The organism is Nitrospira defluvii (assembly GCF_905220995.1).
Lineage (GTDB): Bacteria > Nitrospirota > Nitrospiria > Nitrospirales > Nitrospiraceae > Nitrospira_A > Nitrospira_A defluvii_C.
Map to the genome: position 1 here is coordinate 188,896 of NZ_CAJNBJ010000016.1, position 18,588 is coordinate 207,483.

Genomic DNA, 18,588 nt, shown 5'->3' on the forward strand with positions numbered 1-18,588 from the left:
CAAGACAACGAGCATCACCGGTTTAACAGTACCCCTCCTATGCCTCGTCCCCTGTCATCAGGTAGTCCCTACAATACGCAACTCTCTCCGACTCGCGCGAAGGAATCCAGCTGTCACGAAGTCATTCGGAAAGGAAGGAAACAGTCGTGGCAGCTCGGAGCCGCCCTGAGCAGGGTCCCTCCAAGGAGGTACTTCGTTCCGGTCTACCGGGCAGAAGCATCGGAATCTAAGCTTACACGTAGGCACTGAACAACGGAGGAACCTATGACGAACTGTTCTCGCTGCGAAGGATGCATGATCGAAGACTTTTTGTTGGATATGGAGGATTCATCCGGCCCAATGTGGCTCAAAGCATGGCGCTGCATGAACTGCGGAAATATTTATGAACGTGTGTTGCAGCAAAACCGGCTGGCCAAGGAAACGCAGATGGGTGCATCGACCGCCATCGCCCAGCGTGCGAACGCTGAAAGCCTCCCGTTAAGCACCGACGGTCTCGACCAGCTGGCGGCCTAGGGCAACCGCGAACGGCCTGGTGAGGTCTCACAACCATGTCATCACCGAATTTGTGGAACGACTACCATGTCAATTGATGTAGAGCTGGCCCTCATCCTAGGGCTATTCATAATCGGTGCCGTGGTACTTGCAATCGATAACCTGGTCTACGCCTTGTCCAGACGATTGAGCCGTTGGATGCACGATCGAAAATCGTCGCGCACTGCATCCCCTTCACCCATCTCCACTCAGAAAAAAAGGCCGTAACGGGATAACTCGGTGTTCAACGACTCCACCCACATCAGCACAGACAGGCGATCATCCAGCACGCAGGTGGATCGCCCACTGTTCTGTCAACGGCTTGCTCCTGCATATACAAGGAGGTTTCAGTGACAAGTTCCCGACCCAAAACAGCCCAGCGTGTAGGTTCGCAAGCTCAACGGCCTGATGGTATCCCACAGACTCTCCTCTTTTTTATCCTCAAGCAGTTGGAAACACCTCATCCGGTTAACGAAATCCAGCAGGACCCCCTGAAATGACCTCTCGGCCCTGGGCGATTCTACGAGACGCAGGGATTGTGTATGGGCTGACCTTTGCAGCCGGGATCGGCATGGCCTCGATCGGAGTAACACTTCAAAGCAGTCCGTGGACCGCCTACTTGGCGAACCTACTCTCGGGAGCGCTTGGCTTTTTGGCATCTGGAATCCGGGTCAATTCAGACCGGGTCGAGCATCTCGCCTGGGTAGCGGCAACCCTCTGGACCTGCAACCTCCTCAACGTCGCATTGCGACTGCAAAGCACTGCCTCCTGGATTCACAGCGGCATTACAGTCATCCTCATGGTCGCCCTTGGCGGAACCCTGTCCATGATGCTCACGCCTCCCGCACCCTTTCATCGACACAAAAGAGTCGACGGTCTGCACAAACCACCGGTCCGGTAGCCTCAGCGAGCAGTGCGACTGACATCGCAACCCTCTGTGATAACGGGACACCCGAGAACACGAGCCGACAACGTGCGGGAGAAATTGCGGGAGAGTGGAGATATGCAGCTTGCCTATCGAGTCTCGTTACGAATGTCCGATACCGGCCGTGACAGCTCAACCGGCGTCTGGCCCTCGGGCGACCAGCCTCCCCCGAGTGCCTTATACAACTGAATGATCGACACTAGATGCAATCGATGAGTTCCCATAAGAGCGAGTTCAGCTTCAAACAAATTGCGCTGAGCAATCAAGACATCCAGATAATTTGCCAATCCTCCTTTGTACCGGAGATTCGCCAAACTCAGGGCCGACCTGAGTGCGTCGACTTGTTGCAATTGCGCTGTCCGTTGCTCGCGAACCGTCCGGACCGCGACCAGCGAATCTTCGACCTCCTTAAACGCCACCAACACGGCCTGCTCATACTGCGCCACAGCCTGCCTGGCTTGGGCTTCGGCAGCTTCCTGTTGAAAACCCAGAATCTGCGCGTTTAAGAGTGGTCCGGCCAGCCCTGGCCCAGCCACCCCAAAGGCGGTTTCATTGGCCACGAGGCGCGAAAGGTGCGGACTGGCTACCCCCAAAATTCCGGTGATGCTCAGCTTCGGGAACCGGTCGGCTTTGGCCATTCCGATACGAGCCGTTGCGGCAGCAAGGTCCTGCTCTGCCTGCAAAATATCAGGGCGCCGCTGGAGGAGCTCGGAAGGAAGCCCAGGCGGAACATCAGGAGGCATCACTTGATCCGTTAACGAGTGCCCGCGGGCAATCCGTCCGGGATTCCGGCCCAGCAATACACTCAGTTGGTTCTCCTTCTGCACTTTCTGTCGCTCAAACTCCGCCGCCTTTGCCGCGGCATTGGCCCGTTCGGCTTCAAATTGGTCTGCGTCGAGCTTTGAGATCATCCCCTGCCGCAGACGTGCCTGAGCGATCCTAACCGACTCCTCCCAAGACTTGAGCGTACGCCGGGCAATGTCGAGTTGCATGTCGAACTGCAACAGATCGAAATAGGCCTCCGCCACACCGCTCACCAACTGGAGCACGATGGCTCGTCGATTTTCCTCACGCGCAAGCAAGTCTCCACGAGCCGCTTCATTCGACCTCCGGATGCGGCCCCAAATATCGATCTCCCATGAAAGATTTCCTTGCAGGTAGTAGTTGAAGGGGTTGGGAAATCCCGGAAAGAGAAAATTGGTCTTGCGGCCAAACAGCGGGGCATTGGCGGTCACGTTCATCTGCGGGGCGAAGTCGGTCCTCGCAACAAATATGCGAGCCTGAAACTCCTCTACGGCCGCCGCCGCACGTTTCAAATCTTTGTTTTCCTCCAGTGCTGTGCGAATGAGCTTCTGCAGCTCCTGATCCTTGAGCAATTCCCACCAGGGCGTATTGGCAATCGACGCCACATCGCCACCCGACTCCGCCATACGGAAGGCATCCGGCGTCGTCGCCTCAGGTCTGGTGAAATCCGGACCGACGGCACACCCGGCCAATAACCCTGCACCCAGCACCAACGCCAATCTACGCATGCTGATAGTCGCGCTCCTTTTCCGGTCCATCGTGCATTTGCGGTGAAGACGGAGAGCCAGGATTCGTTCCACGGCTACTCAACGAGCGGATCAAGACAAAGAACAACGGCACAAAGAAAATGGCCAAAAACGTCGCAGCCACCATGCCGCCAAACACGCCCGTGCCGATCGAGTTACGACTGGCGGCACCCGCTCCAGTCGCGACCACCAGCGGCACCACCCCCAAAATAAACGCCATCGACGTCATCACGATCGGGCGGAAGCGCAGTTTCGCCGCCTCGATCGTCGCATCCAACAACGGATGCCCTTCCTCATACCGTTTGTTCGCAAACTCCACGATCAGGATTGCATTCTTGGCCGAGAGTCCGATCAACGTCACCAGGCCGATCTGGAAATAGATATCATTCGTCATCCCCTTGAGCCACACCGCACTCAGCGCGCCGAACAATCCGATAGGGACTGCCAGAATGACTGCAAACGGCACTACCCAGCTCTCATATTGGGCAGCCAGCACTAGGAACACCATCAACAATCCAAACCCGAAGGCGTAGAAGGACTGGTTCCCGACCATTCGCTCTTGATAGGAAATGCCGCTCCAGTCGATGCCATACCCCTTCGGCACCAAGACCTCTTTCGCCAACGTATCGAGCGCATCCAACACCTGCCCCGAACTGACTCCCGGCGCGGCGGCGCCAAGGACCAGCGCCGTGTTGTATCCGTTGAAATGCGTCACGGGATCGGGACCGCTGCTGAACTCCGTACTCACCACCGTATCCAAGGGAATCATCGTGGGTCCCTGCGCACCGACCGCCCGCACATAAATCTTGGAAATATCGTCCGGCGTTGACCGATACTGCGCTTCCGCCTCGGTCTGCACCCGAAATACCCGGCCGAATTTGACAAAATCGTTGATGTAGAGATTCCCGAAATAGGCCTGCAACGTGTCGAACACTTCGGAAATCGGCACGCCTAACGCCTTGGCGCGTTCACGGTTCACCTTGGCGAAAATCCTCGGGGCGCTTACGCGAAAGCTGGTCCCGATGGCGCCGATCGCCGGATTCTGCCTGGCCTTGGACACGAACTCCTGAGCCACCGCGGAGAACTTATTAAAATCACCTCCGCTCGGATCTTGGAGCTGCACCGAAAACCCGCCCGTGGCGCCCAGCCCCCGGATCGACGGGGCGTTGAAGGCAAGAATCAATGCTTCTGGAATCTTGGCAAATTCCCCATACGCGGCCCCGATCAGCGATTTGACGTGGTGTTGCGGCGCCGTCCGTTCATCCCAGTGTTTGAGCGGCACAAACATCGTCGCGGCATTGGACCCTCGAGTGTTGAATACGAAGTTTTGCCCCGAGAGTGCATCCGTCGAATGAATCGCAGGACTCGCGAGGAAATAGCTTTCGATCTTGCTCAACACGGCATCCGTACGTTGCTTCGACGCCCCGTCGGGAAGTTGCACGATCGTGATGAAATACCCCTGATCTTCCTCCGGCAAAAAGCTGTTCGGCGTGATTTTGAACAGCATGAACACGCCCACGAGCAGAACGCCGAAGAGCGCCATCGAGAGCAGCCGCCGCGACAGAGTCAGGGTGACGGTCGAGGTATATCGCCCCTGCATCCAGGCGAAGATCCGGTTGAACCGGCCGAACAATCCGCGATGAGATTCCTCGCCCGGCTTGAGCACCAGCGCGCACAACGCGGGGCTCAAGGTCAGCGCGACGAAGCCGGAGATGATGACAGCGATGGAAATGGTGATGGCAAACTGCTTGTAGAGTTCTCCAGTGATCCCGCCCAGAAATCCGACTGGGACGAACACGGCGCACAACACCAATACAATGGCGATCACCGGCCCCGTCACTTCTTCCATCGCCCGCTTGGCAGCATTCTTTGCCGACAGCTTGCCTTGCGTCATGTGCCGTTCGCAATTCTCTACGACGACGATCGCGTCGTCCACCACGATACCGATCGCCAGCACCATACCGAACAGGGTGAGGGTATTGATCGAAAAGCCGAGCGCCTGCATGCCGGCGAACGTCCCGATCAGAGACACCGGTACCGCTACGCCTGGAATCAACGTCGCCCGCCAGCTCTGCAAAAACAGATAGACCACGAGGATGACCAGGACCATCGCTTCGGCCAACGTCTTGACCACTTCTTTGATGGAGACATCGATAAAGCGAGTGGTGTCATAGGGAATGTCATACGAGACGCCGGTCGGAAACCCCTTGGACACCTCTGACAACTCCGCCCGCACTCGTTTCACGGTTTCCAGCGCATTGGCCCCGGGGGAGAGAAAGGTGAGCAAGAACACGTTCGGCTGACCGTTCCAACGGCCTTCGAGGGTGTAGGATTGCGCTCCCAACTCCACACGCGCGACATCCTTCAGCCGGACCATCGATCCGTTCGGCATCGCGCGAACGATCATCTCCTCGAAATCTTTGACTTCAGTCAGCCGGCCTTGAGTGATGACGGGGATCGTGAGCTCCGTCCCCTTCAATGCCGGCTCCCGGCCGATGGTGCCCGCAGGAAAATCCCGGTTTTGTTCACGCACGACATTGGCGATATCCGTCGGTGTCAAACTGAGCTGAGCCATGCGGATCGGATCCAGAATCAGCCGCATGGAGTAGTTCTGTGAACCGAATACCACCGCGTTGCCCACGCCTCGGAGGCGCTTCAGGTTGTCGAGGACGCGCAGAATCGCATAATTGGAGAGATAGACTGTGTCGTGCGTCGGATCGGTCGAACTCAACGCGACGACGGCCAACAGGTCCGGCGACACCTTGTTGATACTGATGCCCTGCCGGACGACCTCGGGCGGCAACTGCGGCTCCGCAAGTTTCACGCGGTTCTGCGTTTGCACCTGCGCGATATCGACATCCGTGCCGATCTCAAAGGTCAACTTGATCGACATATGTCCGTCGTTCGTACTGGTCGAATCGTAGTAGAGCAGATTGTCGATACCGGGCAGTTGCACCTCAATGGGGCGCGCCACCGAATCAGCCACGATTTCCGCATTGGCGCCGGGGTAGTCGGCTTCGATCTGAACGACCGGTGGGGTGATTTCTGGAAATTGGGCGACCGGCAATGCCTGTAAAGCGACCAAGCCGAGCACCATGATGACGATCGACAAGACCGAAGCGAAAATCGGGCGGTCGATAAAGAAATGTGAAATCACGAGGCGCTCTCCGGCTGCGTCGGGGCGGCAGTCGGAACGGTCGCTGCGCCGGCGGCGGGAACCGGTACGGGCTTCACCGGAGCCCCGGGCGCTATTTTATGCAGGCCCTCCACAATGATGCGATCGCCGACATGCAATCCCTCCTCCACAATCCATTGGTTGCCCTGCCAACTGGTCGCCACAATCTCCCGCATCTCGACCTTATCGTCCTTGCCCACCACAAATACGATGGAGCCCTTGGCGCCCTGTTGTACCGCACGTTGCGGCACCAGAATCGCCCCGGTCTTGAGCGTGCCCTTGAACCGTACCCGCACGAACTGCCCCGGCAGCAACACCCGATCCGGGTTGGGAAATACCACCCGTGCCTGTCGTGAGCCCGTATCGGTTTTCAATCCCACATCGAGCAGATCCAAGACCCCTTCATGCTGGTACGTGGTGCCGTCGACAAACGTCAGCACGCCGCGCAACTGGTACACGCCGGGATGCTGAATCCGTTTGGCATCGGTATCGCGCTTCCGTTTCAGCAAAAAACTCTCCGGCGCACTCACGATGACATACATGGGATCGACTTGATGGATCATGGTCAACAGATCCGTTTGCGCCGACACCAATCGGCCTTCATACACACGAGTCCGTTCGATCATCCCATTGATCGGCGCGATGATCAGCGTATTGTCGAGATCGAATTTGGCTTTGACGAGTTCGGCTTTGGCCCCTTCCAGAGCGGCCTTGGCCGCCAACTCTTCGGCCACCGCGTCATCCACGTCTTTCGTACTCACCGCCTGCTCCGCTAACAGCGGCTTCACGCGCGCCAGATTCTGCTTGGCCTGCACCAACCGGGCTTCCGATTGCGCCACTTTGGCCTTGGCACTCAGCATCGCGGCGTGGAACGGAACAGGATCGATTTGATAAAGCCGATCGCCCTTTTTGACGTCGCGCCCTTCCTTAAAAAACCACTGTTTCAAAATGCCGGTGACCTGGGATCGAATTTCCACGGGACGCGACGACTCTGCCTGGCCGATGAACTCTGGCTCGTCAGGCACATCCTGAGCGGTCGCGACCACGACCCCCACCTCCGGCACCTGAAGTGGCGGAGCGGAACCGGCCTCCTGCTTGCAACCAGGCACAAGTGCCAACGCGAACCACCCGCACAACATCGGCGCTAGAGCGGACCATCGCAGTCGCCTGATCATGCGTACTCCATAAAAAATCTCAATTGGTGGGCGTGCTCATATGAACGCGAGTCCATCTTACTGGTTGGCTGCCAGGTAAGCAACGGAGTCACAGCCTGTTGGGTCGCTCCGCCCACGTCACATCAGGCGCGCGGAAACACGACCCGGGTGTGTCGCACTGGCACAGCGGCTGGCGAATGGAAGAGGTGCTGCGGTGAGGCCAAGGCATCGCGGGAGACGGAGGCGGAAGGACAGCCGTCCCTTCACGATGAGACAACAAGCCTTCTCCGCCACCGTCATCCCTCGGCGGAACCTACTTGATGGCGTGGAGCGTCTCGCGCAGTTCCTTCAACTCGGCCATCAGTAGATCCAAGTGCTGATCGCGCTGAGGCTGATCATCCTTAAACTTCCAGAGCCGCCGGAAAATCGCACCGAGCTCCTTCTTGTGCGTCACCGCCAGCGCATACGCCGGAGTCTTGCTTTGCGCATCCGTCACCCCACAAAACGAATCATCCAGAGCATGGAATTGATTGTGGAGATCGTCAAAGGCCGAATCGACACCCTTGCCGCCCTTTGCTTTCGATGCGGTCGCCTCCATCATGCTGGTCAGATTCGCCATGGTCTCTACCCCGTTGCCCCCCTTCGCCTGCACCGCGTAGTCGCCGGCACGCGGATAAAACAGGTAGCTGCACCCACTCAGGGTGGTCAGCATGAGCGCCATCATGAGCGATCCGATCACACGTTGCATGGTGTCCTCCTTTGCCGGTCAATGATCTATGCCTCATCAGACATTTCGTCACCGCGAAGTCGAGCAGCCGCCAACCAGCCGGCCCGAACAGGTCTACCGGTCCGCGACCGTCCTGATCGGACGTGACCATCGGTTTGGGTATGGTCAATCACCGCGCTGTTGGTCGCCCAGGGCCGACAAGGTCTTACGGTTTCCTGCTGTAGACGATTTCCAGCACCTTCGATTCCTTCTGGCCGTGATGCGCACCGTACATCTCGAAGACCTGGTTATTGTTGTCGACGATCTTCCAGACCGCGCGATGGTGCATCTGTCCTCCGCCCGGCTCCGGGTGCGAGCCCTTCAGGGTGATCGTCTTGCCGTCGCCGCCTGCGGTGCCTTCCATGATAAAGATGCCCGTGCCCATACTATCCATCCAGGCGGTGACATACTTCTTTTTCATATTGTCGTACCCGTCGATGCCGATGCCGGAGAAAGGCTGCCCCATCATCTGCCCGTGATACTCCTGGTAAATGAACCGGCCGTCCATCAGAGTTTTGATTTCTGCGGTCCCGTCCGATTCCATCGCCGGCTTACCGGGCTCCATCCATTCCTTGGTCTTCGTCGTCCAACTGCCGGCCAGCCCGGCCAGTAACTTGTGCTGTTCCCCCGGCGTGGCCATCTGCTTCCAGAGCTCCATCATCGCCTGTTCGTCCATCTTCTTTCCGGCCTTCTGCTCTTTGGCCAGGGCAGGAACCGCTACCAACACGGCACACAGGCACAGCATCGTGGCATATGAACGTCGCATGGAAACCTCCTTATGGTAAGCGGCGGCCCACCTGACCGCCGATGTGTTTACCGAAAGCCGGTCGCATCGGTCTGGCTTTCCTGCATGATGCACGTCGCGAACATTCATCGTTTGTACCCGCGTTCAACGCTCGGTACGAGTAACCGGCCAGTGCGAATTCCACTGGAATGACGTCGCGCCTTTATCTCGGGGCAATTCCTAGCCATGGCCCCTTTCTCCTTTAGGAACGCTCTCCAGACTGGCTATTGCGCCTGTACGTGAGCAGGATCCATCCAGAACAGCTCCCAAATGTGTCCATCCGGGTCTTCGAAACTCCGGACGAACATGAACCCATGGTCCTTAGGCTGGTAGGCCTCTTTGCCTCCGGCTTGGAGCGCCTTGTCCGCCATGGCATTCACCGTCGCCTTGCTATCGACGGCCAGAGCGGTGAGCACTTCGGTGGTCTTGTGAGCATCGGCGATCTGCTTGTTCGTAAACTCCTTGACCTTGCCGTGAGTCAACAGCATCGCGAAGATATCCTCATTGATGACCATACAGGCCGCGGTCGCATCGGTGAACTGTGGGTTGAAAGAAAATCCGACCGTCCTGAAGAAGGACATGGACTTCTCCAGGTCCTTCACGGGTAGATTCACGAAAATCTTGCTGATCATACCGGCCTCCTGTTTTGAAACTCTCGCCCGCCGACATTCCGGCTAACGGCGCGCGTCAATCTGGTCACGCATCCGTTCTTCTTGCTGCCTGAGTTCGGGCGTGAACTCCGTTCCGAAATCCTCTGCTTCGAACAGCGGACGAATCTCGATGTCGGAATCCTCGCCGGGCATGGGATTGGGGCAGCGCTTCACCCATTCGATCGCTTCCTCCATTGAGCGGCATTGCCACAACCAGTATCCGGCCACGACCTCGTTCGTTTCGGCGAAGGGGCCGCTTGTCACGACTCGCTTGGAACCGGAGAATCGGACACGGGCGCCCCTGCTGCTCGGATGCAACCCTTCGCCCGCCAGCATGATACCGGCGTCGACCAACGCTTGATTGTATTGCATCATCGCGGTGAGCAATTCCTGGCTCGGCATCAACCCTGCCTCGGAATTCCTTGTCGCCTTGACCAGAATCATAAATTTCATCACTGGCCTCCTTCTCTGTCTCAAGTCTTCCTATGCCTGGGATTTTTAAACCAGGGCCTCACCTCCCCTGACCAACGAGATACGGAGCAACGATGCAGGCTGTTCAAACGGCTGCTCAGCAGGTCCACGGCGAGCCATGCCAATGAGCCGTACCCTCTGGGTACGTCGGAACGTCGCGACTGAGAACAGGGCTGACAGCCATGTTCAACAACCTGCTATCCCCCCGCCATCGCGCCGACAATCAGCAACGCCTCGTTGCCCGTGGCAACAGCCTCAGGTAACAACGCGTCAGCCGGCTCGTGCGAAAAGTCTTCTTCGCAGGCGAAGAATCGAATGAACGGCCGTCGGCGCTTGCTGGCATGGTCACGAATTGTGCCCCGCAGCACAGGATACCGCGCCTCCAGCGCATCAAGCACGGCACCCTGCGTCACTGGCCCAACCACCTCCAGCGACACTTCACCGTCAACCTTGGCCAGCGTTCGCAAATGTTGCGGCAAGATCACGCGTACCATTGGTCGCCTCCAGACGTCGTTCGTGTCTCGTAACGCGTCGCTCGCACGAATAGCGAACAGCTTTCAGCGATCAGCCATCAGCGTTCCGTGCTATACGCGATCGGCTATAAGCTCTTACTCCTCGCTGGCCATTTGCCATCAGCCATTCGCGCTCCTCTGCTGCGTATCTCGTAACGTGTCGCTTGCGGTCACGTCGTTCGTGAAGCATCGTTCGTATCTCGCAAATAGAAAGCTGCGAGGGGGTTTTCTTCACGCTTCACGACAACACCTGTACCTCTACGGAGAGGACCCCCGGCAAATTGCTCACAATCGCCGTCCAGCTGTCGCCCCCGTCGGCCGACGCATAGACTTGCCCACCGGTCGTACCGAAATAAATCCCGCAGGGATCGCAGATATCGACCGCCATGGCATCTCGCAAAATGTTCACGTAGCAATGTTCCTGGGGCAACCCCTTGGTCAGCGCTTCCCATTCGTGTCCTCCGGTCCGACTGCGATAGACCCGCAGCTTCCCGTCCGGCGGATAATGTTCGGAGTCGCTCTTGATCGGCACGACGTAGATCGTCTCCGGTTCGTGCGCATGGACCGTGATGGGAAAGCCGAAATCGGTCGGTAGATTGCCGCTGATCTCATGCCAGGAGTCGCCACCGTCATCGCTCCGCATGACATCCCAATGTTTCTGCATGAATAACACGTTGGGGCGAGAAGGGTGCATGGTGATGCGGTGCACGCAATGGCCGACCTCCGCATCCGGATCCGGCAACTCGTATTGGGACAACAACCCCTTATTCGTGGGCCGCCAGGTCTGGCCCCCATCCTCAGTCCGAAATGTGCCGGCTGCCGAGATGGCCACGAACATGCGGTTCGGTTGCCGCTGATCCAGCAGGACCGTGTGAAGACACATGCCACCGGCGCCTGGTTGCCACAGTTTCCCCTTTGCGCTACGTAATCCTGCTAGCTCCTTCCAGGTCCGTCCGCCGTCCGTCGATTTGAACAGGGCCGCGTCCTCGACACCGGCAAACACCGTGTCCGGTTCCGTCGGCGAGGGCTCCAAATGCCAGACGCGTTTGAATTCCCAGGGACGTTGCGTGCCGTCGTAATGCTGGTGGGTCGTCAACGGCTTGCCGGTTTCCGCGGACTGGTCGTAGAGAAACATGTTGCTCTCGCCCTTCGGCATGCCGTCCGGCCCCACGAGATCTTCCGGCTTCGTACCGGGAGGGTTCCAGGTCTTCCCTCCGTCATCTGATCGCTGGATCACCTGCCCGAACCAGCTGCTCGTCTGCGAGGCGTACAGCCGATTGGGATCGGCAGGCGAGCCGGTCAGGTGATAGATTTCCCATCCGCCCCACAATGGCCCCTGCACTTCCCACTGCGTTCGGGACCCATCCGATGACAAGATGAACCCGCCCTTCTTCGTCCCCACCAAGACTCGTACTCGACTCATATCTGACTCCTTCCTCTACGAACTCGTACCTCGCGTGAGGCGGTAAGCGAGCAGTTCTTCACGCTTCCCGTCTTATGGCAACCCCTCCACCTCCCGCACCGGCCGGACTTCGACCGTCCCGATGGTGGCTCCAGGCACCCGGGCGGCGATGGCCACCGCTTCCTCGCGATCCTTCGCGTCAATCAAGAAGTACCCCGCCATCTGTTCTCGTGTTTCGATGAACGGCCCGTCCGTGACGATGGGCTTGCCGTCTCGCACCCTGACTAAGGTTGCGCTTGCCGCCGGGTGGACCGGAGAAGCATGAACGTACTGGCCCTGTGTATCCAACTGATGACAGAGGCCGATGGAGTCGGACAGTAGCGAACGTTTCTTTTCCTCGCTGAATGTCTCAAACGCCGTTTCATCGTGATGCACCAACAGGATGAATTTCATCGTAAGCTCCATGTGTCGTGAGGCCGACCAGTGATTAGGCGCAACCGCCTTCTTTGATAGGCCGGACTTCGATGCTGCCGTACCGCGCGCCGGGAAACTTCGCCGCCACACGCAACGCATCGTTCAGGTCTCGAACATCGATCAACAGATAACCGGCCAATTGTTCCTTTGTTTCGGCGAAGGGCCCGTCGGTGGTCGTCACCTTCCCGTTGCGGACCCGAACCGTCGTGGCCATTTCCACCGGATGCAATGGCGAGGCAGACAACATCTCACCCTGCTTAGTCAGAGCCTCGCAATAGGCCATCGACTCGTCGGACAACGCGACGCGCTCGGCCTGCGGCATCGCGTGCAGGTGCTTTTCTTCCATGTAGACCAAACAGAGGTATTTCATCCTATCCTCCCTCTTCCGGATAACACCTGGAGACCGTCCTAGGTGTTACGTTGCAGCGGCTCCCACAGCCCAAACACATTGCCTTCCATGTCCCCGCAAATGGCGAAGGAGCCCATGCCCGGCACCTCAGTCTTCGGTTTGCACATCGAGCCGCCGAGTAGCTGCGCCTTCGCCTCCGCCCAACCGGCCGACCGACTGACTGACTGATCGAAAGGACCGCCACATAATCGGTGATGCCCTACCCCGGGTACATGCGTCGCCGGCATCGTGCCCGTCTTGGCCGTTTGCGAGCGTGTCATCTTCGCCATGGCATCCTCCCCCTCCGATAGTCGACTCGTGATTCCCCTGAGCCCGCTCGCCCGGTTCACAAGATAGTCGTCGACTTCGTCCAAAATCGACAAGGCTCGATTATTTTTCGATACACCACCTGATTCCTCGATTGTTCAACTGGTTAGGCAAGCGATCGCCTGCTTAGGAGCCCTGGCCAGAGACTTCCAGCAGCCGGCGCTCAAGAAATCGCCGTTCTGGCTCCTGCTGGGTGAGGCTGAGCGCCTGCTTATATGCACGAATCGCTTCTTCGGTCCGTCCCAACCGGCGACAGAGGTCCGCGTGCGCCGCATGGGCCAGGTGATAGGTCTTCAGCTCCCCCCTCGCAAACAGATCATCGATCAACCTCAGCCCCGCTTCCGGTCCATGAAGCATCGCAACGGCGACCGCACGATTCAGTTCCACCACCGGCGATGGTTCAGCTTTGAGCAGCAAATCGTAGAGATCGACGATGCGGCACCAGTCGGTCGCAGCCGCGCTGGCCGCCTGCGCATGGATAGAGGCGATCGCCGATTGAATCGCATAGGGGCCGACCTCCCCCATCGAGAAAGCCCGCTGCACGAGTGCCGCCCCCTCCGTGATGTAATCCCTGTTCCAACGTGTTCGATCCTGATCTTCGAGCAGAATCACGTCACCGGATTCCGAGACGCGCGCGTCGCGCCGCGAATCCTGCAACAGCAGGAGCGCCAGCAATCCGATCGTTTCCGGGTCTGGGAGGAGTTGCACGAGGACACGAGCGAGACGAATGGCTTCTCCGGACAGATCATGGCGGGTGACGGCGTCCCCGGACGAGGCGGAATAGCCTTCGTTGAACACGAGGTAGACGACGCGCAGGACCGCGTCCACTCGCCCGGGCAACTCCTCTTGTGGCGGCACTTCATAGGGGATGTGGGCATCACGAATCTTGGCCTTGGCCCGGACAATTCGTTGCGCGATGGTCGCCGGTTTGGTCAAAAATGCCCGCGCGATTTCTTCGGTCGTCAGCCCGCAGACTTCCCGCATGGTCATGGCGATCTGCGCCTCCGGCGTCAGGGCGGGATGGCAGCAGGTAAAGATCAGCCGCAGCCGGTCGTCCTCCACCGATTGTCCGTCGAACAACTCGGCATCGAGGCTGACCGAAGCGGTTTCAAGTTGACGGGCGAGTTCTTCCAGGGATGCGTCGAAGCGAGCGCGGCGGCGCATGCCATCAATGGCTTTAAAGCGGCCGGTGGACACGAGCCAGGCCCGTGGATTCGCGGGAATCCCCTCCCGCTCCCACTGCTCCACAGCCACAGTAAAGGCTTCGTGCAGCGCTTCTTCCGCCGCGTCGAAATCGCCGAGCAGACGGATCAGCGTGGCGAGGACCTGCCGCGACTGGGTCCGGTACAGCTCCTCGACCACCGCACGGAGAGATGTGGGTGACTCCTCGCTCATGACAAGGCCCCTCGCGGACAGGTACAGCCGGGTCCCTGCCCGCAGTCACGGGATTCGCCTCATGTCCGGCCGAGTTGGGCCTTCGCTGCCTGGCTCATCATGTCCGGCTTCCAAGGTGGGTCCCATACCAGATCGACGTCGACCGAGCGCGCCTCAGACAACTCGCGCAAGATCGCCGAATGCACCATCTCCATCAATAGCTCTTCCATCGGGCAGGCAGGGGTGGTCATCGTCATGGTGACATGCACCTGACCATCACGCACCTCGCTGCCATAGACCAACCCCAGGTCGACAATGTTGATCCCCAACTCGGGATCCACCACTTGACGCAGGGCCTCCGTCACCCGAGGGTCTGCTCCTGTTCCGTACTTCTCTGTGGTCATCCAACGCTCCCTTGTGCTGGGCACGACACCATTTTCACCATCTTTCACCATCGTCCGCATCAGGTCGGCGCGCGAGTCGTGGTACCGGGCCGCTCCGGCAGGCTCCCCAACGCCGTGACCGTATTCGCAAGAAACAGCACCAGCGTGACGGCATTCAGCAACCCGCCGATCTGACGTCCCGCACCCCACCCGGCCGCGTCACCGGCCAGCCGCATCAGCAACGTCGTGTGCAACAGCACCACATGCGCATAAAACAACGGACGATACGCCATCCGCGCGCCGAGCACCGACGGAAAGATGATCGGCGCATGGGCAAAGATCATCGCGAACACGAAGCCCAGAAAAAACGCGTGCAAGATGACGTCGTACTGTGGGCCCACCGGCACACCGCCATAGATCAAGGCCGCCAACCCGCTTATGCCTAACCAGGCGTAGCCACTGAGCAGGCAGACGGCGATGAAGCGCGTCAGCCCGGTTTGCCGGACCGTTCTCCTGGCAATGTCATGACGACCTAACCACAGGGCCAGGCCGATAAACCCCGCACCGGCCAGACGAACCCCGGCGTCGAACGACCCTTCCAACAGGAGCAGCCCACTCAGAAGAAGTCCCACCAGGAACAGAAACACCGCCTGAGCCCCTCTCGGCACCTGCTGCAACCGGGCCAGCTCCAACCGTTCACCGGCAATGGTGATGAGTAGAAAGGCCGCCCACCAGAAGACGACCAGAAAGACGGGCCGACCGAGAAACCAGAGCAGATTGCCTAACAGCCACACGACGGCACCAACGCCCATCGTCGATGTGTACAGTGCCGGATGCCGACGGATGATGGCCGCGAAGATCACAACCAGACCTGCACTGCCGCCCAGCATCAACAGTTGTGCCGCGACCAGTGGACCGCCTGCGACCAAGACCAGAGCGCCAAGACCAGTGAGTAGCGGCGCCGCATAGGCCCAAGGTTGGCCGAGAGCCACCGCGCGCTCCAGACTGATCAATGTCCCGAGAAAGCCTGAGACCATCAGCGGCCCATGCAAAGACGAGAAGTCCGGACGAGGGAGCGGAACATTCCAGCCGAGACGGGCGAGTCCGGCCCAGACCCCCGTCAGCAAGGCCATCATGCCGAGTGCGAGCAGCGGGAGCCGTCGCGGGTGGCGGATCGTCATCGTGTCGGCCCCTTCCGCACTGTCATCGTGGCTCAATCACGTCAAGCGCAGCGATCGGTTCCAGGCGATACCCCGCCCGAGCCAACGCACCCTCTAGGGTTTTCCTCACCGCCGGGCTGTCGGAATGCCGCATGACGATCGGAAGCGGCGCGGCCTGCAGGGCAGCCAGCAGCGGTTCCATCTCTGCAGTCGGCAACTGGTCGCAGAGGGAGTAGAGTCCCTCGGGACCTTCTTCCAATCGATTGTGGTCCGAGAGGATCCGGCGAATCGTCGCCAGGATCTGAGGCGTCGGGGTGGGCATGAGCAAAGTCGCCAGCGCACCATGGTCGAGCCGTAGCTTTGCCGCCACCGGCAACGGGGCCCCGCCACGCCAGCGCTGCACCGCAGGCAACAACAGCTTTTCTTCCATGCCGATGTGCCTGAGCAGTCCTGCGCGAAATTGATCGTAGGTTGTCTGATCAATCTGATCGGCAGTGGCTGCCGACGAGCACAACAGCCCGTCCAGTCGTCGGTGATCCTCTGCCAGCAAGGTCGTGATGGGTCCCGGCCGTTCCTTGTCTGCCTCTGCCATCCCTTGGCTTCCGTCGTACGCTCGACTCGCTGGTCTCATGACCGGTTCGCTCGCCCCTTCATCAGCGACAGACCCTACTGCCTGATGGGCAGACTGTCAACGTTCCAGACGGGGAAGCGAGAAGGATGATCCAACGAGGCGAAAGGCTGGGAGGAGGCAGCCGGACCAACGAGCCGGTCATCCACGACCAGGTGGTACCGCACCGGTCGCTGGGACTGCTGGTCCTCGCGTTCTCGGCGCCTGTCCCGGCTGCTGTTGCGCCATGTCCAGCGGTGACCATCCGCCACCCAGCGCTTTGTAGAGTTGAACCACGGACACCAGTTGCAACCGGTGGGTGCCGGTCAGAGCCAGTTCCGCCTCAAACAAATTGCGTTGCGCAACCAGCACATCAAGGTAATTGGCCAGCCCGCCCTTGTAGCGAAGATTCGCCAGCCGCAAGGCCGACCGTAAGGCGTCGACCTGTTGCGCCTGCGCGTCCCGCTGTTCCCGCGCCGTACGCACCGCGACCAGGGCATCCTCCACTTCACGAAACGCGACCAGCACCGCCTGTTCGTATCGCGCCAGCACCTCCCGGCTCTGGGCCTCGGCTGCATCCTGCTGAAAGCCAAGAATTTGCGCATTCAGCAACGGCCCCGCCACACCCGGCCCGACGACTCCGAACGCCGTCTCGTTGGCAACCAGTCGTGACAATTGCGGACTGGCCACACCAAGAATGCCCGTGATACTCAGCTTCGGAAATCGATCCGCCTTGGCCACACCGATCCTTGCCGTGGCCGCAGCCAACTCCTGTTCGGCCTGTACCAGGTCCGGTCGGCGCTGGAGTAATTCCGATGGAAGCCCCGCAGGGACTTCCGGCGGCAACACCTGCTCCGTCAGGGAACGTCCCCGCGCCACCTGCCCCGGCGGCCGCCCAAGCAAAAGGCTCAGCTGGTTCTCCTTCTGTACCATCTGTCTGGTCAACTCCGCCGCCCGAGCCGCAGCGTTGGCCCGTTCCGCCTCGAATTGATCCGCGTCGATGCGCGAAATCATGCCCTGCCGCAATCGGGCCTCGGCAATCCGGACCGATTCCTCCCAGGACTTCAGCGTGCGTTGTGCGACGCCGAGCTGCATATCGAACTGCAGCAACTCAAAATAGGCCTCCGCCACACCACTCACGAGTTGCAGCACCACCGCGCGCCGGGCTTCTTCCCTGGCTAACAGGTCTCCCCTCGCGGCTTCATTCGAGCGGCGAACCCGTCCCCAGATATCCATCTCCCAGGACAAATTTCCCTGCAGATAGTAGTTGAATGGATTGGGGAACCCTGGAAATAGAAAGTTCGCCTTGCGACCGAAGGAGGGCGCATTGGCCGTGACATCGGCCTTCGGGGCAAAATCCATTTTTGAAATGAACAGGCGCGATTGGAATTCCTCGACGGACGCCACCGCCCGCTGCAGGTCCTTGTTCTCCGCGAGTGCGATGCGAATGAGGCGGCGCAGTTCCTCATCCTGCAACAGGTCCCACCAGGGAAGATTGGCGAAGGACTCCGTTTCCTGAGCCGAGACCGCCATTCGAAAACCGTTCGGCACCTGCAGGTCCGGACGTGAGTAGTCGGGGCCGACCGCACAGCCGGTCAACACAACGAGCCCGATGATGAAGGCGACAATACGCATGATCTACCAATCCTATGCGGGATCACACTGGCCGGACGCCCCGACCGGTCCCGTCCCGGTGATTTCACCCACGATGTGCCTGGTGCAGCAGCCATGGGCGATCAAGGCCGCGCCTTCCCGCCACATCCTGGCCAACAGGGCCTTGCCCTCCTCCGAAATGAACGTGATGCCGACCAATTCCACGACGGGGGCGAACATCCCGGATTGCCGCACGGTTTGCCACACCCGTTCCAGTTCCGTCACCCAAGGCCCGCTCAAACTTCCCTCCAGGGTCAGACGAGCGGAATCTCCTGTCTGCTCCGACGTAATCTTCAGCATGG

General features: G+C 59.5%; 20 protein-coding genes. 2 read left to right on the plus strand and 18 right to left on the minus strand.

All coding sequences use genetic code 11. The features are described 5' to 3' along the window. Nucleotides 1-294 precede the first annotated feature (294 nt). Together KJA79_RS12490 and KJA79_RS12495 are read left to right on the plus strand one after the other, a co-directional pair. Nucleotides 295-513, plus strand: a complete 219-nt coding sequence (locus KJA79_RS12490) for a hypothetical protein (RefSeq protein ID WP_213042382.1) — start codon at nt 295-297, stop codon at nt 511-513. Between the two features lie 514 nt (nt 514-1,027). After that, nucleotides 1,028-1,432, plus strand: coding sequence for a hypothetical protein (locus KJA79_RS12495; protein WP_213042383.1), 405 nt, complete (start codon nt 1,028-1,030; stop codon nt 1,430-1,432). A gap of 113 nt (nt 1,433-1,545) precedes the next feature. Here KJA79_RS12495 and KJA79_RS12500 read toward each other — a convergent pair whose 3' ends face one another. The 18 genes from KJA79_RS12500 to KJA79_RS12585 form a co-directional block, all read right to left on the minus strand. Further along, nucleotides 1,546-2,988: an efflux transporter outer membrane subunit gene (locus KJA79_RS12500; RefSeq protein ID WP_213042384.1), complete on the minus strand. Its 1,443-nt coding sequence runs from the start codon at nt 2,986-2,988 to the stop codon at nt 1,546-1,548. Continuing rightward, the gene (locus KJA79_RS12505) at nt 2,981-6,163 is read right to left on the minus strand and encodes a multidrug efflux RND transporter permease subunit (RefSeq protein WP_213042385.1); all 3,183 of its coding nucleotides are present in this window, start codon (nt 6,161-6,163) and stop codon (nt 2,981-2,983) included. The genes KJA79_RS12500 and KJA79_RS12505 overlap by 8 nt, the downstream gene beginning before the upstream one ends. Next, nucleotides 6,160-7,356, minus strand: a complete 1,197-nt coding sequence (locus KJA79_RS12510; protein ID WP_213042386.1) for an efflux RND transporter periplasmic adaptor subunit — start codon at nt 7,354-7,356, stop codon at nt 6,160-6,162. The genes KJA79_RS12505 and KJA79_RS12510 overlap by 4 nt, the downstream gene beginning before the upstream one ends. A 292-nt stretch (nt 7,357-7,648) precedes the next feature. Next, the gene (locus tag KJA79_RS12515) at nt 7,649-8,083 is read right to left on the minus strand and encodes a hypothetical protein (RefSeq protein WP_213042387.1); all 435 of its coding nucleotides are present in this window, start codon (nt 8,081-8,083) and stop codon (nt 7,649-7,651) included. Between the two features lie 184 nt (nt 8,084-8,267). Continuing rightward, nucleotides 8,268-8,867, minus strand: coding sequence for a DUF1579 domain-containing protein (locus KJA79_RS12520; RefSeq protein ID WP_213042388.1), 600 nt, complete (start codon nt 8,865-8,867; stop codon nt 8,268-8,270). Between the two features lie 242 nt (nt 8,868-9,109). Beyond that, nucleotides 9,110-9,517, minus strand: a complete 408-nt coding sequence (locus KJA79_RS12525) for a VOC family protein (RefSeq protein WP_213042389.1) — start codon at nt 9,515-9,517, stop codon at nt 9,110-9,112. A 42-nt stretch (nt 9,518-9,559) separates the two neighbouring features. Continuing rightward, on the minus strand, nt 9,560-9,988 hold the full coding sequence (locus tag KJA79_RS12530) for a YciI family protein (RefSeq protein ID WP_213042390.1): 429 nt from the start codon (nt 9,986-9,988) through the stop codon (nt 9,560-9,562). Between the two features lie 215 nt (nt 9,989-10,203). Then, entirely contained in the window at nt 10,204-10,500 is a 297-nt protein-coding gene (locus KJA79_RS12535; protein WP_213042391.1) for a MoaD/ThiS family protein, read from the minus strand. A 256-nt stretch (nt 10,501-10,756) separates the two neighbouring features. Next, nucleotides 10,757-11,941, minus strand: a complete 1,185-nt coding sequence (locus KJA79_RS12540) for a WD40/YVTN/BNR-like repeat-containing protein (protein WP_213042392.1) — start codon at nt 11,939-11,941, stop codon at nt 10,757-10,759. A gap of 72 nt (nt 11,942-12,013) precedes the next feature. Beyond that, a complete protein-coding gene (locus KJA79_RS12545; RefSeq protein ID WP_213042393.1) occupies nt 12,014-12,373 on the minus strand; it encodes a YciI family protein in 360 nt (119 codons plus the stop codon). Between the two features lie 34 nt (nt 12,374-12,407). Beyond that, on the minus strand, nt 12,408-12,764 hold the full coding sequence (locus KJA79_RS12550; protein ID WP_213042394.1) for a YciI family protein: 357 nt from the start codon (nt 12,762-12,764) through the stop codon (nt 12,408-12,410). 38 nt (nt 12,765-12,802) lie between these two features. After that, nucleotides 12,803-13,072, minus strand: coding sequence for a VOC family protein (locus KJA79_RS12555; RefSeq protein WP_213042395.1), 270 nt, complete (start codon nt 13,070-13,072; stop codon nt 12,803-12,805). A 163-nt stretch (nt 13,073-13,235) separates the two neighbouring features. Continuing rightward, the gene (locus KJA79_RS12560) at nt 13,236-14,504 is read right to left on the minus strand and encodes an RNA polymerase sigma factor (RefSeq protein ID WP_213042396.1); all 1,269 of its coding nucleotides are present in this window, start codon (nt 14,502-14,504) and stop codon (nt 13,236-13,238) included. A gap of 59 nt (nt 14,505-14,563) precedes the next feature. Next, nucleotides 14,564-14,887 (minus strand): metal-sulfur cluster assembly factor, encoded by a 324-nt coding sequence (locus KJA79_RS12565; protein ID WP_213042397.1) that lies wholly within the window; start codon nt 14,885-14,887, stop codon nt 14,564-14,566. Between the two features lie 59 nt (nt 14,888-14,946). Continuing rightward, nucleotides 14,947-16,047 carry a hypothetical protein gene (locus KJA79_RS12570; RefSeq protein ID WP_213042398.1) on the minus strand — a complete coding sequence of 367 codons (1,101 nt, stop codon included), beginning with the start codon at nt 16,045-16,047 and terminating at the stop codon, nt 14,947-14,949. A 22-nt stretch (nt 16,048-16,069) separates the two neighbouring features. After that, the gene (locus tag KJA79_RS12575; RefSeq protein ID WP_213042399.1) at nt 16,070-16,618 is read right to left on the minus strand and encodes a hemerythrin domain-containing protein; all 549 of its coding nucleotides are present in this window, start codon (nt 16,616-16,618) and stop codon (nt 16,070-16,072) included. A gap of 177 nt (nt 16,619-16,795) precedes the next feature. Then, entirely contained in the window at nt 16,796-18,268 is a 1,473-nt protein-coding gene (locus KJA79_RS12580) for an efflux transporter outer membrane subunit (protein ID WP_213042400.1), read from the minus strand. A 12-nt stretch (nt 18,269-18,280) separates the two neighbouring features. Continuing rightward, on the minus strand, nt 18,281-18,586 hold the full coding sequence (locus tag KJA79_RS12585) for a hypothetical protein (protein WP_213042401.1): 306 nt from the start codon (nt 18,584-18,586) through the stop codon (nt 18,281-18,283). Between the last annotated feature and the right edge of the window lie 2 nt (nt 18,587-18,588).